This is a genomic window from Paenarthrobacter sp. NEAU-H11 (assembly GCF_050573415.1).
Lineage (GTDB): Bacteria > Actinomycetota > Actinomycetes > Actinomycetales > Micrococcaceae > Arthrobacter.
The window spans coordinates 64,357-84,957 of sequence record NZ_JBNZGA010000001.1; the positions used below are offsets into that span (position 1 = coordinate 64,357).

At 65.1% G+C, this 20,601-nt stretch carries 15 protein-coding genes and 2 tRNA genes; 6 read left to right on the plus strand and 11 right to left on the minus strand.

The genetic code is table 11. From position 1 onward, the window contains the following. Nucleotides 1-3: 3 nt before the first annotated feature. The 10 genes from ACQ3DC_RS00320 to ilvD all read right to left on the minus strand — a co-directional run bounded on the left by ACQ3DC_RS00320 (nt 4) and on the right by ilvD (nt 14,648). Nucleotides 4-747 (minus strand): class F sortase, encoded by a 744-nt coding sequence (locus tag ACQ3DC_RS00320; RefSeq protein WP_430751298.1) that lies wholly within the window; start codon nt 745-747, stop codon nt 4-6. A gap of 125 nt (nt 748-872) precedes the next feature. Then, entirely contained in the window at nt 873-1,709 is an 837-nt protein-coding gene (locus ACQ3DC_RS00325; protein WP_323056523.1) for a hypothetical protein, read from the minus strand. Between the two features lie 222 nt (nt 1,710-1,931). Further along, nucleotides 1,932-3,494 carry a methionine--tRNA ligase gene (gene metG / locus ACQ3DC_RS00330; protein WP_323056524.1) on the minus strand — a complete coding sequence of 521 codons (1,563 nt, stop codon included), beginning with the start codon at nt 3,492-3,494 and terminating at the stop codon, nt 1,932-1,934. A 34-nt stretch (nt 3,495-3,528) separates the two neighbouring features. Next, nucleotides 3,529-4,284 (minus strand): ABC transporter ATP-binding protein, encoded by a 756-nt coding sequence (locus tag ACQ3DC_RS00335; RefSeq protein ID WP_430751299.1) that lies wholly within the window; start codon nt 4,282-4,284, stop codon nt 3,529-3,531. After that, nucleotides 4,281-7,076, minus strand: a complete 2,796-nt coding sequence (locus tag ACQ3DC_RS00340) for an ABC transporter permease (protein WP_323056525.1) — start codon at nt 7,074-7,076, stop codon at nt 4,281-4,283. Before ACQ3DC_RS00340 ends, ACQ3DC_RS00335 begins: the two co-directional genes overlap by 4 nt. A gap of 216 nt (nt 7,077-7,292) precedes the next feature. Then, entirely contained in the window at nt 7,293-8,882 is a 1,590-nt protein-coding gene (gene serA / locus ACQ3DC_RS00345) for a phosphoglycerate dehydrogenase (RefSeq protein ID WP_321213824.1), read from the minus strand. A gap of 126 nt (nt 8,883-9,008) precedes the next feature. Next, complete coding sequence (gene ilvC, locus ACQ3DC_RS00350; protein WP_321213825.1) at nt 9,009-10,034, minus strand: ketol-acid reductoisomerase; 1,026 nt, start codon at nt 10,032-10,034, stop codon at nt 9,009-9,011. 90 nt (nt 10,035-10,124) lie between these two features. After that, nucleotides 10,125-10,637, minus strand: a complete 513-nt coding sequence (ilvN, locus tag ACQ3DC_RS00355) for an acetolactate synthase small subunit (RefSeq protein WP_009356538.1) — start codon at nt 10,635-10,637, stop codon at nt 10,125-10,127. Between the two features lie 2 nt (nt 10,638-10,639). Beyond that, on the minus strand, nt 10,640-12,544 hold the full coding sequence (locus ACQ3DC_RS00360) for an acetolactate synthase large subunit (RefSeq protein WP_157241875.1): 1,905 nt from the start codon (nt 12,542-12,544) through the stop codon (nt 10,640-10,642). A gap of 385 nt (nt 12,545-12,929) precedes the next feature. Further along, on the minus strand, nt 12,930-14,648 hold the full coding sequence (gene ilvD / locus ACQ3DC_RS00365; protein WP_157241874.1) for a dihydroxy-acid dehydratase: 1,719 nt from the start codon (nt 14,646-14,648) through the stop codon (nt 12,930-12,932). Between the two features lie 266 nt (nt 14,649-14,914). Here ilvD and ACQ3DC_RS00370 point away from each other — a divergent pair, with 266 nt between their 5' ends. Beyond that, nucleotides 14,915-15,988 carry a hypothetical protein gene (locus ACQ3DC_RS00370; RefSeq protein WP_430751300.1) on the plus strand — a complete coding sequence of 358 codons (1,074 nt, stop codon included), beginning with the start codon at nt 14,915-14,917 and terminating at the stop codon, nt 15,986-15,988. A 286-nt stretch (nt 15,989-16,274) separates the two neighbouring features. Next, nucleotides 16,275-16,347, plus strand: a tRNA-Lys gene (locus ACQ3DC_RS00375). Between the two features lie 220 nt (nt 16,348-16,567). Here the strand turns inward: ACQ3DC_RS00375 and ACQ3DC_RS00380 are convergent. Next, the gene (locus ACQ3DC_RS00380) at nt 16,568-17,026 is read right to left on the minus strand and encodes a MarR family winged helix-turn-helix transcriptional regulator (protein WP_157243103.1); all 459 of its coding nucleotides are present in this window, start codon (nt 17,024-17,026) and stop codon (nt 16,568-16,570) included. A 95-nt stretch (nt 17,027-17,121) separates the two neighbouring features. On the opposite strand from ACQ3DC_RS00380, the gene bcp reads away from it, so the two are divergent. From bcp to ACQ3DC_RS00400, 4 genes are all read left to right on the plus strand, one after another. Continuing rightward, nucleotides 17,122-17,595, plus strand: coding sequence for a thioredoxin-dependent thiol peroxidase (gene bcp / locus ACQ3DC_RS00385; RefSeq protein ID WP_157241872.1), 474 nt, complete (start codon nt 17,122-17,124; stop codon nt 17,593-17,595). A gap of 99 nt (nt 17,596-17,694) precedes the next feature. Next, nucleotides 17,695-17,776: transfer RNA gene (locus ACQ3DC_RS00390), tRNA-Leu, on the plus strand. 245 nt (nt 17,777-18,021) lie between these two features. Further along, entirely contained in the window at nt 18,022-18,696 is a 675-nt protein-coding gene (locus tag ACQ3DC_RS00395) for a fasciclin domain-containing protein (RefSeq protein ID WP_157241871.1), read from the plus strand. 206 nt (nt 18,697-18,902) lie between these two features. Beyond that, complete coding sequence (locus ACQ3DC_RS00400) at nt 18,903-20,573, plus strand: ABC transporter substrate-binding protein (RefSeq protein WP_321213830.1); 1,671 nt, start codon at nt 18,903-18,905, stop codon at nt 20,571-20,573. Nucleotides 20,574-20,601: the final 28 nt, after the last annotated feature.

Sequence of the window (20,601 nt, forward strand, 5' to 3'; positions counted from 1 at the left end):
CACTCACTGGGCTACCGGGGAGGCACTGACAACGACGTTCGTGCCCCAGAGGTCGTCCGTGTAGCACGAGATGAGGACCAGCCTGTTGGGCGCAACATCCCAGACAGGACTGTCCTTGAGTCCCGATTTTACGTACGTGGTGACAGAGTCCACCTGGTATTCAAGCTCACCCGCGGACGTGGCAACCGTGAGCCTGTCCCCCGCTGCCGCCTTTGAACTGAGCCGGTTGAAGGGCGCCTCAAGGTCCTGCCAGCTGTGGCCCACAACGTAGGTGGTGTTGGTGGAGCCCGCCCCCGGCATTCCGTAGGGGGTCAGCCAGTATCCGTCCATGGTGGGCGGCGGAATTATGGTCTGGGAGGCAACGTCCGAGCTGCTCGGATCGAGCGGATGGATGGGGACGTCGATATCAGCAACTGGATAGACCAGCCGCTCCGGAGGAGCAGCCGGCGCCCCGGCGGCGGCCGACGGCACTTCCGGGGTGATGGCCGGAACAGGGGAAACTGAAACGGCGCCCGTCTCGGACTGCAGTGGAGCGGGCGCTGAGGCCACCGCTGTTGCGCCGCCCGGCGGCGACGTCCGCGCCCCGGGCTCAACCAGCGCAGGGAGAAGGGCCACGGCAAGGAAGCCCACGGCTCCGGCCAGGGCCAGCAGAACAACGGTCCTGAGAGTTGAAAGCCCGTGACCGTGGCCGGTCGTGCCGGATGTTGCGTTCTCTCCCGGTACTTCCTCCGGGTCATTACCTGCCATGAATTGTCCTCATGCTTCGGTTCAGCGTGGGGAAAATGCCGGGAGACGCAAAGCGCCGTGCAACACCTGCACGGCGCTTCGCGTCCCTTTTACCCGAATGCCGCCGGGGCGGCGGCTACCACGCGCTATCCGCGCTGCTGTCCGCGGACGGCAGTCCTAGCCATCGTCTTCCGGACGGCAAGGGCGGCACCGGCAACCATCACGGCGGCCAGGCCGCCAAGCCACGGAGCTGCGCCCGAACCGGACGGCGCCGAGACCGCGGTCTGCACGTTGAAGCCCTCGTTTGGCGAGGCCACTGCACCCGCACCGCCTCCGGCAACAGCGCCGCGGGGATTCGTCCCGGGCACCACTCCACCGGCAGGAGGAACGACATTTCCACCCGGCGGTACCGTCGGCGGGGTAGTCGGCGGCGTCGTGGTAATTTTCACCGGAACGCAGTTGTTGTTGAAGGTTGCCTGCCCCTCAGCGGTCCAGTTCTGACCGGCAGGAATCACTTTTCCGCTGTTCGGCGGAATGATGTCCTCGCTGTGCTGGTGGTGGGCACCACCGTGGCCGTTCAGGCCCTGCAACGCGATTGAAAGGACCACGTAGGGGTTCTTTTCCGAACCCGTGGCGTGGCAGATGGTGATCTTCTTGTCGTTGTCCTTGGGCGGCCCGGCGGGATTTCCACCGGGCTTGGCGCAACCGGCGTTCCACACATCCACTTTGTCAAGGTTCTGGCCGCCAGGCAGGACCTTCCCGTTGTTGGCCGGGATGATGTCCTCTTCATGCTGGTGGCCGGCGTGGCCGTTCAACGCATTGAGGTCAATGGTGATCGGCACGTAGGGGTTCGTTTCCGATCCCGTGGCATGGCAGATGGTGATTTTTTCACCGCCGCCCGATTCGCCTGTGGCGAATGCCGTGGCTGTTGCACCCAGGAGTGCGAGGCTTGTGACCCCCAAGGTGGCAAGGATCCGTTTCATTTCCGTCTCCGTCCATAGTCTGCTTCAGACTGTCCAGACGCGAAGGAGAACGCACCGCCCCAACCTGACGGATCAACCCGGAGTAACGGGTCGAAGGGCAAACAGACAGCATCGGGGCGACGGTTCTCCCAGATGCGAACTGTCAGTTTGCTAACACGTTCAGGCTATGGATTTTCCTGTCCGGAATCCCCAGTAGGACGTACTTATCTTCGGAATACGGAACTACTTGGCCTCAGCCGGCTCTTCGTACTTCGGGAACACCGGCGAAGGGGCCGGCAGCTCCGTCCCTGCAACGATCGGGGTGCCAATGGCCGCGAACTGCCGGGCTTCCCCTTCGGGCTGGCCCAGCGTCTGCAGAAGCGCCGCCGTTGCGGCGGGCATGACCGGCTGTGCCAGGATGGCCACGATCCGCAGCACCTCGAGCGTCACGTAAAGCACGGTATTCATCCGCTCAACGTCGGTTTTCCGCAGCACCCACGGCGCCTGCTCGGCGAAATAGGCGTTGGTGTCGCCGAGGACTCCCCAGATCGCTTCAAGGGCGCGGCTGAATTCCTGCTTATCAAAGGCTGCCCGGGCCGCGGCGAGGAGGCCGCCGGCCTGCTCCAGGATGGCGTTGTCCTCCGCAGTGAACGCGCCGGGAACGGGGACCGTGCCCCCACAGTTCTTGGCGACCATGGACAGCGAACGCTGGGCCAGGTTGCCGAAGTTGTTGGCCAGGTCCGCGTTCATCCGCCCCACGATGGCGTCGTGGTTGTAGCTGCCGTCAGCGCCGAACGGCACTTCGCGGAGGAAGAAGAACCGCACCTGGTCCACGCCGTACTGGTCCACGAAATCTGATGGAGCCACCACGTTGCCCAAGGACTTGGACATCTTCACTCCGTTGTTCTGCAGGAAGCCGTGGATCATGACGCGCTTGGGCAGTTCAAGGCCTGCGCTCATGAGGAAGGCGGGCCAGTAGATGGCGTGGAAGCGTGAGATGTCCTTGCCGATGATGTGCACGTCGGCGGGCCAGTACTTCCGGAACTTTTCAGATTCGACGTCGGGGTAGCCAACTCCCGTGAGGTAGTTCGTCAGGGCGTCCACCCAGACGTACATGACGTGCTTGTCGTTGCCCGGAACCGGGACGCCCCAGTCGAACGTGGTGCGGCTGATCGACAGGTCCTCCAGGCCGCGCTTCACGAAGCTGATGACTTCGTTGAAGCGGTACTGCGGGGCACCGAACTCCGGATGTGACTCGTAGAGCGCCAGGAGCTTGTCCTGGTAGGCGGACAGCCGGAAGAAGTAGCTCTCCTCCGCCGTCCACGTCACCTCCGTGTCCGTCTCCTTGGAGTAGCGCACGCCGTCGTCCTTGACCACGGTGTCGTCCTCAACGTAGAAGGCTTCGTCCCGGACGGAGTACCAGCCCTCGTACTTGGACAGGTAGATGTCCCCGTTGGCTTCCATCTTTTTCCAGATGGCCTGCGACGCGGCGTAGTGGTCCTCGTCAGTGGTCCGGATGAAACGGTCGTACGAGATCCCCAGCGCGGCATGCGCCGCCTTGAAGGCTTCGACATTCCGGTCCACCAGTTCCTTGGGAGTGATGCCTTCCTTCTCGGCCGTCTGGGCGATCTTCATCCCGTGCTCGTCCGTGCCGGTCAGGAACATCACGTCGTAGCCGTCCAGCCGCTTGAAGCGGGCCATTGCGTCGGTGGCAATGTACTCGTAGGCGTGGCCGATGTGCGGCACCCCGTTGGGGTAGGTGATGGCCGTGGTGATGTAGAACGGCGTTTTCTCTGAAGCAGTCACGTAGAGGACGTTACCTTCGGTGCGGAGGGGCGGGCTAGATGAGTTCGGTCAGGGTATCGCTGAGACGGACGAGTTCGTGGTCGTGCGAGGCCACCAGGACGGCGATTCCGTCCGACGTGGTGTCCTTCAGGATGCTGATGATCCGGTTGGCAGAGGCACGGTCGAGGCTGGCAGTGGGCTCATCCACCACCAGGACGCGCGTGCCCAGGATCAGTGCCCGGGCAATGGCGACGCGCTGGCGTTCACCGCCGGAGAGCTGGGCAGGACGGTGCCGCATGCGGCGGCCCAGCCCCACGAGGTCCAGCAGGTCGTTGGCCATGTCGCGGCGCTGGTCCACTTCGCCGTCAGGGACAGCGGGCAGCAGCACGTTCTCGAGGGCGCTCATCCCGTCAATCAGTGCACCGCCCTGGTCGACGTAACCGATCAAGGCACGACGGCGGTCGGCGATTTCGTCGTCGCCCATGCTTTCGAGGGAATCGCCTTCCCAGTAGACACGGCCCGACGTCGGCAGCGTCAGTCCCGCGCCGACGGTGAGGATGCTGGTCTTGCCGGAGCCGCTGCGGCCGGCAACGCAGTGCATCTCGCCGGCGTGCAGGGTGAGATCGAAGCCTTCCACCACGCTGACGGCTTCGGCACCGCCCTTGCCCCCGCCGTAGCGGATGGTGATGTCGTTCAGTTCCAGCGGGGTCCCGTGGTCGGCGGCCTTGACGATGGTGTTGGCGCGGGTCTGCAGGGGGACCTCCGCGGAGCCGGACCGGCGGCTCCGCTGGACATTCGTCGGGTTTGTCATTGGACCACTTTCGTTGCAATCGGTATCCAGCAAAGTACAGCCACAAGGCCTGCCACGCCCGCCCACAGTGCAGCGTACGGCGCCAGCAGCAGGCCTATCCCCAGGGCGCCCAGCACGCCCAGCGGCAGGGCAAGGGTTCCCACCAGGGCATTCTCGAACAGCCGGACCTGGCGCAGCATGTCCGGGTTCCAACCCATCGCCTCGAGGATGCCGAGGTACTGGCGCTTGGCGTTGAGCTCAAACCGCCCGGTGACCAGCGTGAGCACCAGCCCGACAGCCACGCCCGAAAGAGCAAGGAGGATGCTGGGCAGGGCAACACTGGCTGCGGCCAGGCCACTCAGGGCACTGGCGCCGGCAGCGCGGGGAATGTCAATGAGCAAGGCGATGAGGCCGCCCACTGCAGCGCCGAACACGCCTACGGCCAGGGCAAGGGAGATCGTGTTGAATTTGTTGGTGCTCAGCTGGCGGTTGGCGAAAGTCAGCGGCGAGTCCACCGGAATGAGCCGCTCGTCATGCTGCGGCTCCTGGTCCACGACGTGGCCGTGGCGCAGCTGCTGCGCTGCGAAGAAGGCCGCAGCGGCGTAGAGCACAAGGACGGACACGGACACGAGGGCCGTGGCAAGGCTCCAGCTCACCAGGCTCAGCACGGTCCCGGCGACGGCCAGCAGGACGGCGCCCACTCCGAACTCCTCCAGCACCCACCGGCGCACCCGGCGCTGGGTCCAGCCCATGGCCCGGAGCGTTCCGGCTTCGCTCCTTCGCTTGCGGATGTAGCTGACGGTGGATGCCCCCGTCAGGAGGGCTGCACCGCAGAGCGTCAGGAAGAGCAGCGTGACGTTGGTGCCGGACAAGGATCCGGTGACGGCTTCGGCAGCGTTCTGCCGCACCCAGGACTGCCGGACGGTGCCCAGGGCGGATTCCTTCCCGGCGCCGTCCTTGGAGTAGCCGGGAACGAAGATGCTGGCATCCTCGCGTGCGGAACCGGCCACAATGGTGGCTTCCAGGCCCATCGAGCGGATTTCGCCCGCCAGCTTCTCGACGTCGGGCTGCGCCTGCTTCCAGCTGCCCGGCGCCTTCGCGCGGACCCGGACGGCGTCGATCACGCTGGCGTTGTCGGTGTAACCCCGGGCAGCGGCAAGCCCGTAGTAATCGGTGATGGCACCGGCGGACTGGCTGGCCAGGCCGGTGGCGCTCAGGGAAGGTTCCAGCTCCGTGGCCGGGACATCGTTTCCGGCAGCGTCCTTGACCAGGGTGAACGGGGTGGGGTCGTAGCCACCGAGCGGCAGCTTGTTGACGTCGCCGGCGGCGGCAGCAACGGCAGAGGGGTCGAACGTGCCGTAGACCATCGCCAGCGGAGCAGCTGCCTGCGACCCCGTTTCGAGGTTCTCGCGGTAGGAACGTTCGTCCACGGGTTCGCGCTGGGTCTGGTCAACAGGGGCGCCGTTGGCGCTCTTCTCGGGCAGCCGGTTGACGGTCACCCATTCGCCGGGAACTGCTGCCTTGTCCACGGCGCCGTTCGCAGCCGTTTCGCCGTCCGTGTACTTGGGTGCGGCGGCAAAGTCGGTGCTCCACGTGGCCGGGGTGTAGAGGCCCTGGTTGAAGTTGCCGGTGCTCCCCAGCAGGGATGAGTGGTCCGTGGAGCCCGGCCAGGAAAGGACGAAGGGGTCCTTGGAGACGAACGGGAGGTAATCCTTGTCCAGGGACCGGGAAACGGTACCGACGTCCTTGACGACCTTGCCGGCGCCGTCAATCTCTTCGATCTTGACGTTGTACTTGAGGTCCAGCGACGTGCCGGAGCGCACGATCAGCGGAATGGCCTGGGAGTCGGCAGTCAGCTGCCCGGTCCGCTTGGCCTGCTGGTACTGCGTCATCAGCGGTGCCCAGTACTTGAGCTTGACGCCGAGGAAGTCCGGCCCTTCCTTCAGCTGGTCCAGGCTGATGCCGTTGGTGAAAAGTCCCTCAAAGTAGCGTCCAATTGCCCCGGCGTCGCGGGCGTCGGCCGGCGGCGCCTTTTCCAGCGGAGCCAGGAAGTCACCGGCGGAACCCAGGAGGGCGCGCTCTGCGGCCGGATCGACAGCAACCACCGATTCGGTTACCTCAGGGGCGAGGGGCAGTGATACGGACAGGTTGAAGAGGTTGTGCTCGGAGCCGCCGGCCGGGGCGGGAAACTTGATGCCCGTTTCATCCTTGGGTGCAGCGATCCTGATACTGCTGCCTCCGGCGGCCTTTTCTTCAACGAGCTTGGCCTTGCCCAGGGTGCCTTCGGCAGTGGACTTGAACAGCGTCTGCTCAGAGACGCCGTCGGAGCTGACGGCGCTGGCGGTCAGGCGGTACTTCTTGCTTTCGTCGCTCAGCACGGATTCGGCGGCAGGCCACTGGTCCGGGGCGGTTGCCCCGGCGGCCTGGTCGGCGGTTGCGGTGCCGGCCAGCCCGGCGTTGTAGCCCAGGTAGTCCATGGCCTCCAGGCGGGGCGACTCGAGGTTCTGGGTCACCCGGGAGACGAGGCTGATGGGGGCTGCCACGGAGGTTCCGGTCAGCTTTTTGATGGCTTCCAGCTGTTCAAAGCTGATGCCTCCGGTCCCGTTGGCGATCTCCGGCTGCATCAGCGCGCCGGAAGGCGCCTTGGCCTGGACCAGGATGTCATAGAGTCCCCGTGAATTTTCATCCACGGTCCTGTTGAGTGCAGCCTGTGACTGGCTTTGGACGAGGACCGACAAGCACATGGCTGCGATCAAGATGGCCGCGGTCAACAGCAGCACCCTGCTTCTGATGAACCTCTGGACGGCGTTCATGGAACTCCCTGAAACCTGGAATGCGTGCGCACATTCGAGTCCGCGCGGGGCGGACATGGACTATTACGGACTGATGTGCAAAAGGTAATTGGCCGGCCTGCCGGCCCCGGTCCTGAATCAGGACCAAGCCATTGTAAGCAGACCGGCCAATCATACGTGGCCTTGCGGGGACTCGCCGAAGCGGGTCCGGCGGGTACGGCGTTTCGCTGCCGTGGACTAGTCCTCCAGGTCCACTTCACGTACCATTTCGGCGCCGATGCCGGCCTTGATGGCGTCGAGGACCTGCTGCGGCACCGAGCTGTCGATGGTCAGGAGCGCGAGCACCTGGCCGCCCTCGTCAGAGCGCGCAACCTGCATGCCGGCGATGTTGATGTTGTTCATGCCCAGGATATGGCCGATCGTTCCGATCACGCCCGGGCGGTCGGTGTAGGCCACTACCACCAGGTGTTCGCTGATCGGGATTTCCACCTCGAACCCGTTGATGCCCACCAGCTTCTGGATCTGCTTGGGTCCGGTCAGGGTACCGGCCACCGAGATCTGGCTGCCGTCGCTGAGGGCGCCGCGGAGGGTCAGGACGTTCCGGTAGGACTCGGTTTCCGGGGTGGTGATCAGGCGGACGTTGATGCCCCGCTGCTCGGCGATGACCGGCGCGTTGACATAGGAGACCTGCTCGGTCACGACGTCGGCGAAGATGCCCTTGAGGGCGGCCAGCTCCAGGACCTTGACATCGAGGGATGAAATCTCGCCGGCAACCTCAACGTCGAACTGGGTCAGGGAGGCATGGGTCAGGGCTGTGAAGATCCGGCCCAGCTTCTCGATCAGCGGGATGCCGGGGCGGACGTCGGGGGCGATGACGCCGCCGGCCACGTTCACGGCGTCGGGCACCAGTTCACCGGCGAGGGCGAGGCGGACCGACTTGGCGACCGAAACGCCGGCCTTTTCCTGGGCTTCGTCGGTGGAGGCCCCGAGGTGCGGGGTGACCACCACGTTGTCCAGCTTGAAGAACGGCAGGTCGGTGCTCGGCTCCTTGGAGAAGACGTCCACGCCGGCGCCGGCGATTTCGCCGTCCTGCAGGGCCGTAAAGAGTGCTTCCTCGTCCACCAGTCCGCCGCGGGCCACGTTGACAACGTAGGCGGTGCTCTTCATCTTCTTGAAGGCGTCCGCGCCCAGCATGCCCACCGTCTCCGGCGTCTTGGGCATGTGGATGGTGATGAAGTCCGCCTGGGCCAGGAGCTCATCCAGGGTCACCAGCTGGACGCCGAGCTGTGCCGCACGGGCTGAGGTGATGTACGGATCGTAGGCGAGGATCTTGGTGTCAAAGCCCTTCAGGCGGGCAGCGACGAGGGCGCCGATCCTGCCGAGGCCGATGATGCCGATCTTCTTTTCGAAGAGTTCGATGCCCGTGTACTTGGAGCGCTTCCACTCCCCGTCCTTGAGGGCGGCGCTGGCCTGCGGGATGTGGCGGGCCAGGCTGAGGATGTGTCCCACCGTGAGTTCTGCTGCCGAGACGATGTTGGAGGTGGGCGCGTTCACCACCATGACACCGGCCTGCGTGGCTGCCTTGATGTCCACGTTGTCCAGGCCTACTCCCGCACGGGCGATGACCTTGAGGTTCTTCGCAGCGGCGATCGCCTCGGCGTCCACCTGCGTTGCCGAGCGGACCAGGATCGCGTCAACGTCGCCAATGGCGGAGAGCAGCTGGGAGCGGTCGGCGCCGTCGGTCTGGCGGATCTCGAAGTCCGGGCCCAGGGCCTCGACGGTAGCGGGGGAAAGTTCTTCGGCGAGCAGTACTACGGGTTTTGACACGGCTGATCCTCTGCGTTGCAGTCCGGGGGATAAAAATAGTCTAGGCCGACGGAAAGGCCGGGCTCACATTGTTAAGTGTGAACCCGGCCTCACAGTCTGACTTTATAACGGCACGTTGGGCCAGCCTTAGCGGGCTGCGGAACCTTCGACGTAGTCCACGTCCTGCTGCTGCCAGGCGAAGAGGGAGCGCAGTTCGCGGCCAACAGCCTCGATGGGGTGCTGCTCAGCCTTGGCACGCAGGGCCTTGAATTCGACGCCGCCGTTGTCCTGGTCCTCGATGAAACGCTTGGCGAAGGCGCCGGACTGGATGTCGGCCAGGACGGCCTTCATGTTTTCCTTCACCTCGGGGGTGATGACGCGGGGACCGGAGACGTAGTCGCCGTACTCAGCGGTGTCCGAAACGCTCCAGCGCTGCTTGGCAATGCCGCCTTCCCACATGAGGTCGACGATGAGCTTGAGCTCGTGGAGGACCTCGAAGTAGGCGATCTGCGGCTGGTAGCCGGCTTCGGTCAGGGTTTCGAAGCCGTACTGGACCAGCTGGGACACGCCGCCGCACAGGACGGCCTGCTCGCCAAAGAGGTCCGTTTCGGTTTCTTCGGTGAAGGTGGTCTTGATGACGCCGGCGCGGGTGCCGCCGATGGCCTTGGCGTAGGACTTGGCCAGCTCCCAGGCGGAACCGGTGGCGTCCTGTTCGACGGCGATGATGTCCGGGATGCCGCGGCCGGCTTCGAATTCGCGGCGCACGGTGTGGCCCGGAGCCTTCGGGGCGACGAGGATGACGTCAACGCCCTCCGGAGCCTGGATGTAGCCGAAGCGGATGTTGAAACCGTGGGCGAAGGCAAGGGCCTTGCCGGGCTTCAGCTTGTCCTTGATGGAGTCGTTGTAGATCGAGCGCTGGTGCTGGTCCGGCGCCAGGATCATGATGACGTCGGCCCATTCGGCGGCGTCGGCAACGTTCTTGACCGTGAAGCCTGCGTCCTCGGCCTTGGGTGCGGACTTGGAGCCGTCCTTCAGGGCGATAACAACCTCGACGCCGGAATCGCGCAGGTTAAGCGCGTGGGCGTGGCCCTGGGAACCGTAGCCAACAATGGCTACCTTGCGGCCCTGAATAATCGACAGGTCGGCGTCGTCGTCGTAGAACATTTCAGTCACTTGCGTAACTCCTCTTGAGTGGATTGTAGATAGGTGTCTTGCGTGGTGCGGTTACGGGCGTTGCGTACTGCCGCGCGGGGCCTTGAGGGCCTAAGCGGAGCGCAGCGCCCTGTCACTCATGGAGCGGGATCCCCGTCCAACGGCCAGGGTGCCGGACTGCACGATTTCGCGGATGCCGAAGGGCTCCAGCACTGAAAGCAGCGCTGCGAGCTTCTCCGGGGTACCGGTTGCCTCGATCACCAACGAGTCTGTGGACACGTCGACGACGGCGGCACGGAACAGGTCTGCGGCCTGGGTAACCTGCAGGCGTGTTGCGGCATCCGCACGTACCTTGACCAGGATGTGGTCGCGCTGTACGGAAGATTCGGAAGTCAGCTCAACGATCTTGATGACGTTGATCAGCTTGTTGAGCTGCTTGGTGACCTGCTCGATGAGGTCGCCGTCGGCGTCGACAACGACCGTCATCCGGGAAATGCCCGGAACCTCGGTGGGGCCGACGGCCAGGGAGTTGATGTTGAAGGCGCGCCGGGCGAAGAGGCTCGCAACCCGGGTCAGGACGCCCGGCTTGTCTTCCACCAGGACGGAAAGTGTGTGGCGGCTCATGGTCAGTCCTCTTCTTCCCATTCCGGGGTCATGTTGCGGGCAACCTGGATCTGGTCGTTGCTCACGCCGGCGGGCACCATCGGCCACACCATGGAGTTGGGGCTCACCACGAAGTCGATGACTACGGGGCGGTCATTGATTTCGAGGGCCTTCTGGATGGTGGCGTCGATGTCCTCGTCGCGTTCACAGCGGAACGAGGCGCAGCCGTACGCCTCCCCCAGCTTGACGAAGTCCGGGATGCGGACGGTGTCGTGGCCGGTGTTCAGGTCGGTGTTCGAGTAGCGGCCTTCGTAGAAGAGGGTCTGCCACTGGCGCACCATGCCCAGGGAGGAGTTGTTGATGACGGCAACCTTGATGGGGATCTTGTTAATGGCGCAGGTGGCCAGTTCCTGGTTGGTCATCTGGAAGCAGCCGTCGCCGTCGATGGCCCAGACCACCCGGTCCGGCTCGCCCACCTTGGCGCCCATCGCAGCCGGCACGGCATAGCCCATGGTGCCGGCGCCGCCCGAGTTGAGCCAGGCATGCGGGCGCTCGTACTTGATGAACTGAGCTGCCCACATCTGGTGCTGGCCAACGCCTGCCACGTAGATGCCTTCCGGACCGGTCAGGGCGCCGATCCGCTCGATGACCTTCTGCGGGGCGGTCAGGCCGTCGTCCGGCTCGGTCCAGCCCAGCGGGTAGGTTTCCTTGAGGTTGTTGAGGAAGGCCCACCAGGTGGTGAGGTCCGGGGTGCCCGACGCCTCGAACTGGGTGCGGACGGCTTCGGTGAGCTCCGGAATGATCTCCTTGACCGAACCAACAATCGGCACATCCGCAGTGCGGTTCTTGGAGATTTCGGCCGGGTCGATGTCGGCGTGGATGACCTTGGCCATCGGTGCGAACGTCTTCAGCACGCCGGTGACGCGGTCGTCGAACCGGGCACCGAGGGTGATCAGCAGGTCCGACTGCTGCAAGGCAGTCACCGCCGAAACGGTGCCGTGCATGCCGGGCATTCCCATGTGCTGCGGGTGTGAGTCCGGGAACGCGCCCTTGGCCATCAGCGTGGTGACGACCGGGGCTCCCGTGGCCTCGGCGAGTGCCAGCAGCTCAGCGGATGCGTGCGCTTTGATGACACCGCCGCCCACGTACAGCACGGGTTTGCTGGCCGCGGCAATCAGCTTGGCGGCCTCGCGTACCTGCTTGTTGTGCCCTCGGGTGACCGGGCGGTAACCGGGCAGGTCGATGCGCGGCGGCCAGGAGAAGGTCATCTCGCCTACCTGGGCGTCCTTGGCCACGTCCACGAGGACGGGACCGGGGCGCCCGGTGGAAGCGAGGTGGAACGCTTCCGCCATGACATGCGGGATGTCGTTGGGGTCGGTCACCAGGAACGAGTGCTTGGTGATGGGCATGGTGATGCCCACGATGTCGGCTTCCTGGAACGCGTCGGTGCCGATCACACCGCTGGACACCTGGCCGGTGATGGCCACCAGCGGAACGGAGTCCATGTGGGCATCCATGATGGCGGTAACGAGGTTGGTGGCGCCCGGGCCCGAGGTGGCGATGCAGACGCCCACCCGCCCGGTCACCATGGCGTAGCCTTGCGCGGCGTGGCCGGCTCCCTGTTCGTGACGGACCAGCACGTGGTTCATGCTGGAGGCCATCAAGGGGTCGTAGGTGGGCAGGATCGCGCCACCGGGCAAACCGAAAATATCGTCGACGCCGAGTTCTTCGAGCGAGCGGACAATTGCTTGCGAGCCGGTCATCACCGTCGGGGGTACGACGTTGTTCGGCCCAAGGACAGGAGAGACGGCGGCAAGCTCGGCGACGACGGCGTTCTCAGCCGTCCGGTCGGCGCGGTCCGGAGCCTTGGCGGCTCCGGCGGACTTGGTGGCCATCAGCGAGGGGCTGATGGGCGATCCTTTGCTCATCGGACTCTTCCTTGTGGATCATCTGTGGTTCGTGGAAACTGCGGGAAATAAAAAAACCCCTCAGCCTGGCGGCTCTTCGAGGGGTTCGCGCGTGACAGTTCGTTGCCGGGGCTAGTGGGCCACGCGCTTGCTAAGGACGACGACTGCTTCTGCAACAGCGCAGCTGGTAACGAAAGTCATGCGTTCAGTTTTCCCTCTGGGCGAGATGCGTGTCAACGAGCCGTGTCACGATCTCACCATGTGGACCCCATTGTCCACTTATTGATCCTCCAGCGGAAGGATCAAAACCTACAGCCAATCACCCTGGCCCGGAAGGGGCTAAACAAGGGTGATGCCGAGGGGCCCCTTGCATGAGGCGCTCAGCGACTCATGCAAGGGGAAGGCATCAGCCGCAGTATGCGCCTGTGCTGGCACTGTGCACCAGCTTGGCGTACTTGGCGAGCACGCCCTTGGTGTACCTGGCCGGGAGCGGCTCCCAGCCCACCTTGCGGGCTTCGAGCTCGGCCTCGTCCACCAGCAGGTCGAAGCTGCGGGCTGCGATGTCCACGCGGATACGGTCACCGTCCTTCACGAAGGCGATGGGGCCGCCGTCGACCGCTTCCGGGGCCACGTGGCCGATGCACAGGCCTGTGGTGCCGCCGGAGAACCGGCCGTCGGTAAGGAGCAGGACGTCCTTGCCCAGGCCTGCGCCCTTGATGGCGCCCGTGATGGCGAGCATCTCGCGCATGCCCGGACCGCCCTTGGGGCCTTCGTAGCGGATAACGACGACGTCCCCGGCGTGGATCCGGCCGTTGTCCAGGGCGTCCAGGGCTCCCTGTTCACGCTCGAAGACTCGGGCGGTGCCTTCAAAGACATCGGCATCGAAGCCTGCGCTCTTCACCACTGCGCCCTCGGGCGCCATGGAGCCGTGCAGGATGGTGATGCCGCCGGTCTTGTGGATGGGGTTGTCCAGCGCGCGCAGGATCTTGCCGTCCACATCCGGCGGGTTGATGGCGTCGAGATTCTCGGCCACGGTCTTGCCGGTGACGGTGAGGCAGTCGCCATGCAGCAGGCCGGCGTCGAGCAGTGCCTTCATGATCACCGGCACGCCGCCGATCCTGTCCACGTCGGTCATGACGTAGCGGCCGAACGGTTTGAGGTCGCCCAGGTGGGGGATCTTGTCGCCGATGCGGTTGAAGTCATCCAGCGTCAGCTCAACTTCGGCCTCGCGGGCGATCGCCAGGAGGTGCAGCACGGCGTTGGTGGAGCCGCCGAAGGCCATGGTGACGGCGATGGCGTTCTCGAACGCTTTCTTGGTCATGATGTCGCGCGCAGTGATGCCCTGGCGGAGCAGGTTGACCACTGCCTCGCCTGACTTGCGGGCGAATTCATCACGACGGCGGTCTGCCGAGGGCGGGGCGGCCGAGCCGGGCAGGGACATGCCCAGGGCCTCGCCGATGCAGGCCATGGTGTTGGCCGTGTACATCCCGCCGCAGGCACCTTCGCCGGGGCAGATGGCCTTTTCGATGCGGGTCAGGTCCTCCATGCTCATCTTGCCCGCGGCGCAGGCACCAACGGCCTCGAACGCGTCGATGAGGGTGACTTCCTTCTCGGAGCCGTCCTCAAGCTTGACCCAGCCCGGCATGATGGAACCGGCGTAAAGGAAGACGCTGGACAGGTCCAGGCGGGCAGCTGCCATCAGCATGCCGGGGAGGGACTTGTCGCAGCCGGCCAGCAGGACCGAACCGTCAATCCGCTCCGCCTGCATAACGGTCTCCACGGAGTCGGCAATGACTTCGCGTGACACCAGGGAGAAGTGCATGCCCTCATGGCCCATGGAGATGCCGTCGGAAACCGAAATGGTGCCGAACTGCATGGGGAACCCGCCGCCGGCATGGACGCCTTCCTTGGCGCCTTGCGCAAGCCGGTTCAGGGAGAGGTTGCAGGGAGTGATTTCGTTCCAGGAACTGGCGACGCCGACCTGGGGCTTGGCGAAGTCGTCATCTCCCATACCGACCGCCCGGAACATGCCGCGGGCGGGCGCCGCGTGGATTCCGTCCGTTACGACCCGGCTCCGGGGTTTGATGTCAGGCTTGTTCTCGGTTGCGATCTGGGCGTCACTCATAGGGGAAAGTCTAGGGCTCGGCTGCACACCGGAACGACAGGTTCACGCCCCTCAATACCAAAAGCCTGAAATTCGATGCCGGATCATGGACTGCCATCCCGCATAGTGAGACGAGTCGTTCGAGGCCCGTCCCGCCCGGCGCCGGCTCACGGGCGTCTTCCATGCCCCGCCCCGCGCAACAGCCACTGCCGTCAATCTGGACAGTCGTGGCCGCCGGACGTAGCGTCAGGAAAAGACACCTTGCCATCCGGACTGAAGGGCCTGCCATGGATTTCGTTTTCTGGATCATCCTGATCATTGTCATCATCGGCGTTGTGTGGTGGTTGCTGAACCGCAACAGTGCATCCAAGCCGTCCGGGGAGTCCGGCGCCGAGCGCACGCGCACCGACGGAGCGCTCTCGGGCGGAAGCGCCGCTGCCTCTGCTGAAGCAGCCGGCACCACCGGCCTTCCCGGCGCAGCAGGTTTCGGCCGTCCCGCCGAACCTGCAGCGCCGACCACCGCAGAGGAACCCGCAGATACGGCGGCACCGGCTGCAGTCCCGCCAGTACCCGGCCAGGACGAGCGCCGCCGCCAGGACGAGGACGAGTGGGAAACCAAATGGTCCGAGGCCTCGGGCTCCTCTGTCGTTGCAGCCGGCGGAGCATCGCACCGCGGGCCGCAGGAAAGTCCTCTGCAGGAAAGCCCGGCCGGGACCGGTGGCGCGTCCATGGCGGCTCCTTCCCCGGCTCCCGCGGACCAGCCGGCAGAACCGGCGCCGGCATCCCGGCCGGTCCATCACCCTGAATACACGGAGCCGCAGGCCCCCACCCTCCCGGGCGCCGAGACGGCGGCGGTGGAGGACCTGGACGACGCCGGTCCGGCGGGCCGGGCTTCCACGCCGGCGGGTGCCGGTACTGAAAACGGCACTGCACGTGGTGCTGTGAGTAGTGCTGCGAGTGCCTCTGCCGCCGGCCAGCCCGCCGGTGGCGGCGCGCCCGCAACGCCGACAGCTGCCGTCGTTCCCGACAGCGCGCCCGCGGCAGAAACGGCGGACCGCACCCAGTCTTCCGCCGTGACTGAAAACGGAGCCGACCACGCCCGACAGCCCCAGGCCGCAGCAGCGACGGAACCCGCAGGACACCTGGCGGCGGATGAACCCTACGGGGCGGGCTCAGCGGCCGCGGGAGCGGATGGCAGCGGACCGGCCGGCTACACGGTCAAGGGTGACGCCGGAACCATGGTCTATTACGAGGAGGGGCATCCCGAATATGACCAGGTGCGGGCCGAGGTCTGGTTTGAGTCGGCCGCCCATGCCGAGGCCGCGGGCTTCCGGGTTCCCCGCCGGAAGCGGCTCGAGTAAGGCCCGCGCCGGCGCCTACGGCACCACCACCGGTTTCACTGCTGCCCTGTGGCCCATTTCACAGGCCCGTGCGGCACGATCCGCGGCGTCGCCAGGACGCCGGAGGGCGGATTCCGGCTCCCACCCGACAACAAAAACCCTGATTTTGTGCTGGTTCTGCCCCCTCCCCCGCGATGCGGGCCCGGCTTTCCACCCGATTTCACATGCGCAAAAAGTTCGTGTAGAGTTTCATGTCGTTGCGGAGATCAACCGGGAAAGAAAAGCCCGGTGATCACAGCAAAAAGATGCACCTCTAGCTCAATTGGCAGAGCAATTGACTCTTAATCAATGGGTTCCGGGTTCAAGTCCCGGGGGGTGCACGATTGGGAAAACAGCCTCCTGCTCGCGGAAACGCGAGCAGGAGGCTGTTTTGTTGTGTCCCCACTTGTTTCGGCCCCTGGCCACCGCGGAGGGACCTGCGTGGCGCCGACGTGGCGGCGGTGGCCGGGGGCCGTCCTCGGGCAACAAAAAAGGCGTGACCGCAGCCCGTGGAGGCCGCAGTCACGCCTGCCCGCCGGCGACTAGGCCGGCGCCTTACTTCTAGGGTGTGTTCTCCACCAGCGCGCCGTTGGCGGAGCTGGGGGTTGTGGCGAACTGGCTGGCCAGTTCGCGCACGACAGCCTGGAGTTCCTGACGCAGCAAGTCCGGATCAATTGAGGCTGACGCCAGCACCGACCGTTCCATTTCCACCGCGGCCTTAACGGCTTCTTTGCCCTGCTCGGTGAGAGACACCACATGGCTCCGGCGGTCCGACGTGCTGCGGACGCGGACGATGTGTCCGTGGGCCTCAAGGCGGCTGAGCGTCTTACCCATAGTCTGCGCCTGGACACGAACGTATTGGGCAAGCTGCGCCTGGGTCATGGGGCCTTGCGCATCGAGAACCTCGATGGCAATGACTCCCGCATGGGTGAGGCCGATGGCACCCAGTTTTTCATTCCAGGAGTGTTCAACGAGGCGCGCAGCAGTGGACAAGAGGCGCCCCGTGGGCCAGTGATCCATATCAGGCATGCAGCAAGTATAGCCAAGTGCCGATTAGCACTGGTTCCCTGCCCTTACTAGGCTGGTGTGTCCCGCCCGCGAAAAGGAGAAAAACATTGGCTGACAGACTCGTAACCGGCGACGACGCGCCCGGTTTCACACTGAAGGACTCTTCCGGCGCGGACGTCAGTTTGTCCGGGCGCCCCGGCCGCCACACCATTGTGTACTTCTACCCGGCAGCCGCAACACCGGGGTGCACCAAGGAGGCGTGCGATTTCCGCGACAACCTTGCCTCTCTCCAGTCGGCCGGCTACGACGTGCTGGGCATCTCCCCCGATCCGGTGGAAAAACTGGCGAAGTTCGCGGCAAAGGAAGAGCTCACTTTTCCCTTGCTCTCGGACGCGGACCATGCCGTTGCGGAGGCGTACGGTGCCTGGGGCGAGAAGAAGAACTACGGCAAGACCTACGAGGGGCTGATCCGTTCCACCATCGTGGTGGACCCCGAGGGCAAGGTTGCGCTGGCCCAGTACAACGTCAGGGCCACGGGCCACGTTGCCAAGCTGCGGCGGGACCTTAACCTCGACGCCTGACCATGCGGCGCTAACCAAAGCCCTGCCGTGGCGACGCTACAATGGACACTGGCATCCGCCGTCGGGCCCTGCCGAAGGGAAACGGCGGCAGGAAGCCCTGCGCGAGTGGTGAAATTGGCAGACACGCAGGATTTAGGTTCCTGTGCCTTCGGGCGTGGGGGTTCAAGTCCCCCCTTGCGCACTATGTGGTCCCCCGGCTGTGGCCGGGGGACCACTCCGTTTAACCGGCCCGCCACCTGCGCGTATGCACGGCAAAATTCGCAGGGCGCCGAAAAACTCCTTGGAATGCACCCATCCGCGTCCCGCCCCCGGCCGAATACCCAGTGAGACACCGGCCAAGGGCAGGTGCCCACCAGCAAGATTCGAACGACGCCGTCCGACAGTGTGTCCGCGGCGGGCAGACGCCACAATCCAAGGAGAACCGAAATGCAGACCATCAAGCGCACAACCTTCACCGTCGCAGGCGTAGCAGCAGCAGCTCTGCTCAGCCTCACCGCCTGTGGCGGTTCGGCATCGACGTCCGGCTCCTCCGCTCCCGCGGAATCGCCGGCGGCTACGAGCATGGCGCCTTCACCGTCCGCCACCGCCTCCGCTGCGGCCATGGATCCGGCGGCCAACCTGGTTGGCCCGGGCTGCGCCGGCTACGCCGAAAAGGTCCCCTCAGGTGCAGGCTCCGTTGAAGGCATGGCCCTCGATCCGGTGGCGGTTGCAGCGTCCAACAACCCGATCCTGACAACCCTCACCGCGGCCGTTTCCGGAAAGCTGAACCCCAAGGTTGACCTGGTGGACACGCTGAACGGCGGCGAGTTCACGGTCTTCGCTCCGGTGGATGACGCCTTCGCCAAGATCGATGCCGCCACCATCGAAACCCTGAAGACGGACGACGCCCTCCTGAGCAAGATCCTGACCTACCACGTTGTTCCCGGCCAGATCACCCCCGACAAGATCGCCGGCACCCACGCTACGGTCCAGGGCGGTTCAGTTACTGTCACGGGCAGCGGTGACCAGCTCAAGGTTGATAACGCCAACGTGGTCTGCGGCGGCGTCCAGACCAAGAACGCCACCGTCTACCTGATCGACTCGGTGCTGATGCCCAAGTAACCACCAGGTGCGGACACCCCACCGTGTCCGCGGGAACAGCGAAGCCGGGGGCCGAAAGGATGGCCCCCGGCTTCCCTGTGCCGCGGAGGCCGCTGCTGCCCCGCGGCCGGAACACCCGGCGGCGCCAGGGATCTGCAGGTGGCGTCTATTAGACTGGGCTTCGGTCCGCACGCGGCGGCTCCGGCAGATCCAGAGGTGATAAACGAGTGCCCAGCAGTACTTCGCGGCGGACAGTCATCAAGACGGGCGCTGTCCTCCTGGCGTTGGGCGTGACCTCCTGCACGGCCGTCCCTGCTCCCTCGCCGTCGTCGGACTCCCCCAGCGCAACAACCGCCGCCGAGCCCGCCGCCACCTTCAATTTTGGGACTGCTGCCCAGCCCCTGGGCCTGGATCCGGCCCTGTCCAACGATGTCGAGTCCCAGCGCATTACCCGCCAGATCCTCGAAGGGCTGGTGGGAGTGGACCAAATCACCGGAAAGCCCACGCCATTGCTCGCCACGGAGTGGACTGAATCGAACGAAGGCCGTTCCTACACCTTCAAACTCCGCTCCGACGTCGTTTTCCAGGACGGGACCCCGTTCAACGCGGAGGCCGTCTGCGTCAACTTCAACCGCTGGTTCGCCTTTTCCGCGGAGTTGAGGCGGCAGGCTCCGGGCGGAACCTTCAAGGGTGTCTTCAAGGCGCATTCGGACGAGCCGGAGCTCTCCATCTTCAAAAGCTGCACCGCACTCTCAGCGGACACTGTGAGGATTGACCTTACCCAGCGGTTCACCGCCTTCCTCCAGGCCCTTACGCTGCCGGCCTTTGCCATGGCCTCCCCTGCCGCCCTCGCCGCGGGCAAGGCCGATGTCCTTGACCAAAGCCGCGGCGGCCAGCCCGTCTCCGCCTTTGGCACCAAGCCGGTGGGAACCGGTCCGTTCAGCCTTTCCTCCTGGGACGAAGGAAGCGTGACGCTGGCCACCAACAAGTCCTATTGGGGCGAACGCGGCCAGATTTCCACCATCAACTTCGTCGCCTACGACCACCCGCAGGCCAGGCTCCAGGCCCTGCTCGACGGCAAGATCGACGGTTATGACGCCGTAACGGTGGGCAACTTCGATCAACTGGTCAAGCGCGGAAAGCAGATCGTCCAGCGCGACCCCTTCTCCGTCATGTACGTGGGCATCAACCAGGATGTCCCCGTGCTCCAGAACCTGAAGGTCCGCCAGGCGATCGAAATGGCGATCGACAAGGAGACCCTGATCCGCAGGTTCTTCATCGACAACACGGCCAAGGCCACGCAGTTCGTCCCGCCCAAGATCAGCGGCTTCAACAACGAGGCCCCGGAGTTGGGCCACGACCCCGCCAAGGCCAAGGAGTACCTGAAGGAGGGCGGGTACGCCGGCGAGGAACTCAAGTTCTACTACCCCCTGAACGTCACCCGCCCCTACCTGCCCACCCCCGAGAAGGTCTATGCCGAGATCAGCCGCCAGCTCACCGCCGTCGGATTCAACATCCAGCCGGTTCCGGTGGACTGGTCCGACGGCTACCTGCAGAAGGTGCAGTCCCCCGGCGACCACGCGCTCCATCTCCTGGGCTGGAACGGCTCCTACTCCGATGCCGATAATTTCGTGGGCCCCCTCTTCGGGGAGAAGAACGGCGAGTTTGGCTACCATGATCCCCAGGTCTTTTCGAAGATCAACCGGGCGCGCGGGTTGCCCGAAGGCAAGGAACGGGATGAGCAATATCACACCATCAACGCCCAGATTGCGGCGACCGTACCCGCAGTCCCCGTCGCCTTCCCCATCTCCGCCCTGGCCCTGTCCGACCGTGTCCTGAGCTATCCGGCGTCGCCGGTCTTAAATGAAGTTTTCACGAAGGTGCAACTAAAGCCTTGACGGAGCGGCCCAATTTCAGTATGTCCGC

Bases quoted from the DNA above. Each gene is read 5' to 3' on its own strand.
- ACQ3DC_RS00395 (WP_157241871.1), top strand. From the start codon at position 18,022: ATGCAGACCATCAAGCGCACAACCTTCACCGTCGCAGGCGTAGCAGCA.
- ACQ3DC_RS00320 (WP_430751298.1), bottom strand. From the start codon at position 747: ATGGCAGGTAATGACCCGGAGGAAGTACCGGGAGAGAACGCAACATCC.
- ilvD (WP_157241874.1), bottom strand. From the start codon at position 14,648: ATGAGTGACGCCCAGATCGCAACCGAGAACAAGCCTGACATCAAACCC.
- ACQ3DC_RS00360 (WP_157241875.1), bottom strand. From the start codon at position 12,544: ATGAGCAAAGGATCGCCCATCAGCCCCTCGCTGATGGCCACCAAGTCC.
- ACQ3DC_RS00340 (WP_323056525.1), bottom strand. From the start codon at position 7,076: ATGAACGCCGTCCAGAGGTTCATCAGAAGCAGGGTGCTGCTGTTGACC.
- ACQ3DC_RS00370 (WP_430751300.1), top strand. From the start codon at position 14,915: ATGGATTTCGTTTTCTGGATCATCCTGATCATTGTCATCATCGGCGTT.
- ACQ3DC_RS00325 (WP_323056523.1), bottom strand. From the start codon at position 1,709: ATGAAACGGATCCTTGCCACCTTGGGGGTCACAAGCCTCGCACTCCTG.
- ACQ3DC_RS00335 (WP_430751299.1), bottom strand. From the start codon at position 4,284: ATGACAAACCCGACGAATGTCCAGCGGAGCCGCCGGTCCGGCTCCGCG.
- ilvN (WP_009356538.1), bottom strand. From the start codon at position 10,637: ATGAGCCGCCACACACTTTCCGTCCTGGTGGAAGACAAGCCGGGCGTC.
- ACQ3DC_RS00380 (WP_157243103.1), bottom strand. From the start codon at position 17,026: ATGGATCACTGGCCCACGGGGCGCCTCTTGTCCACTGCTGCGCGCCTC.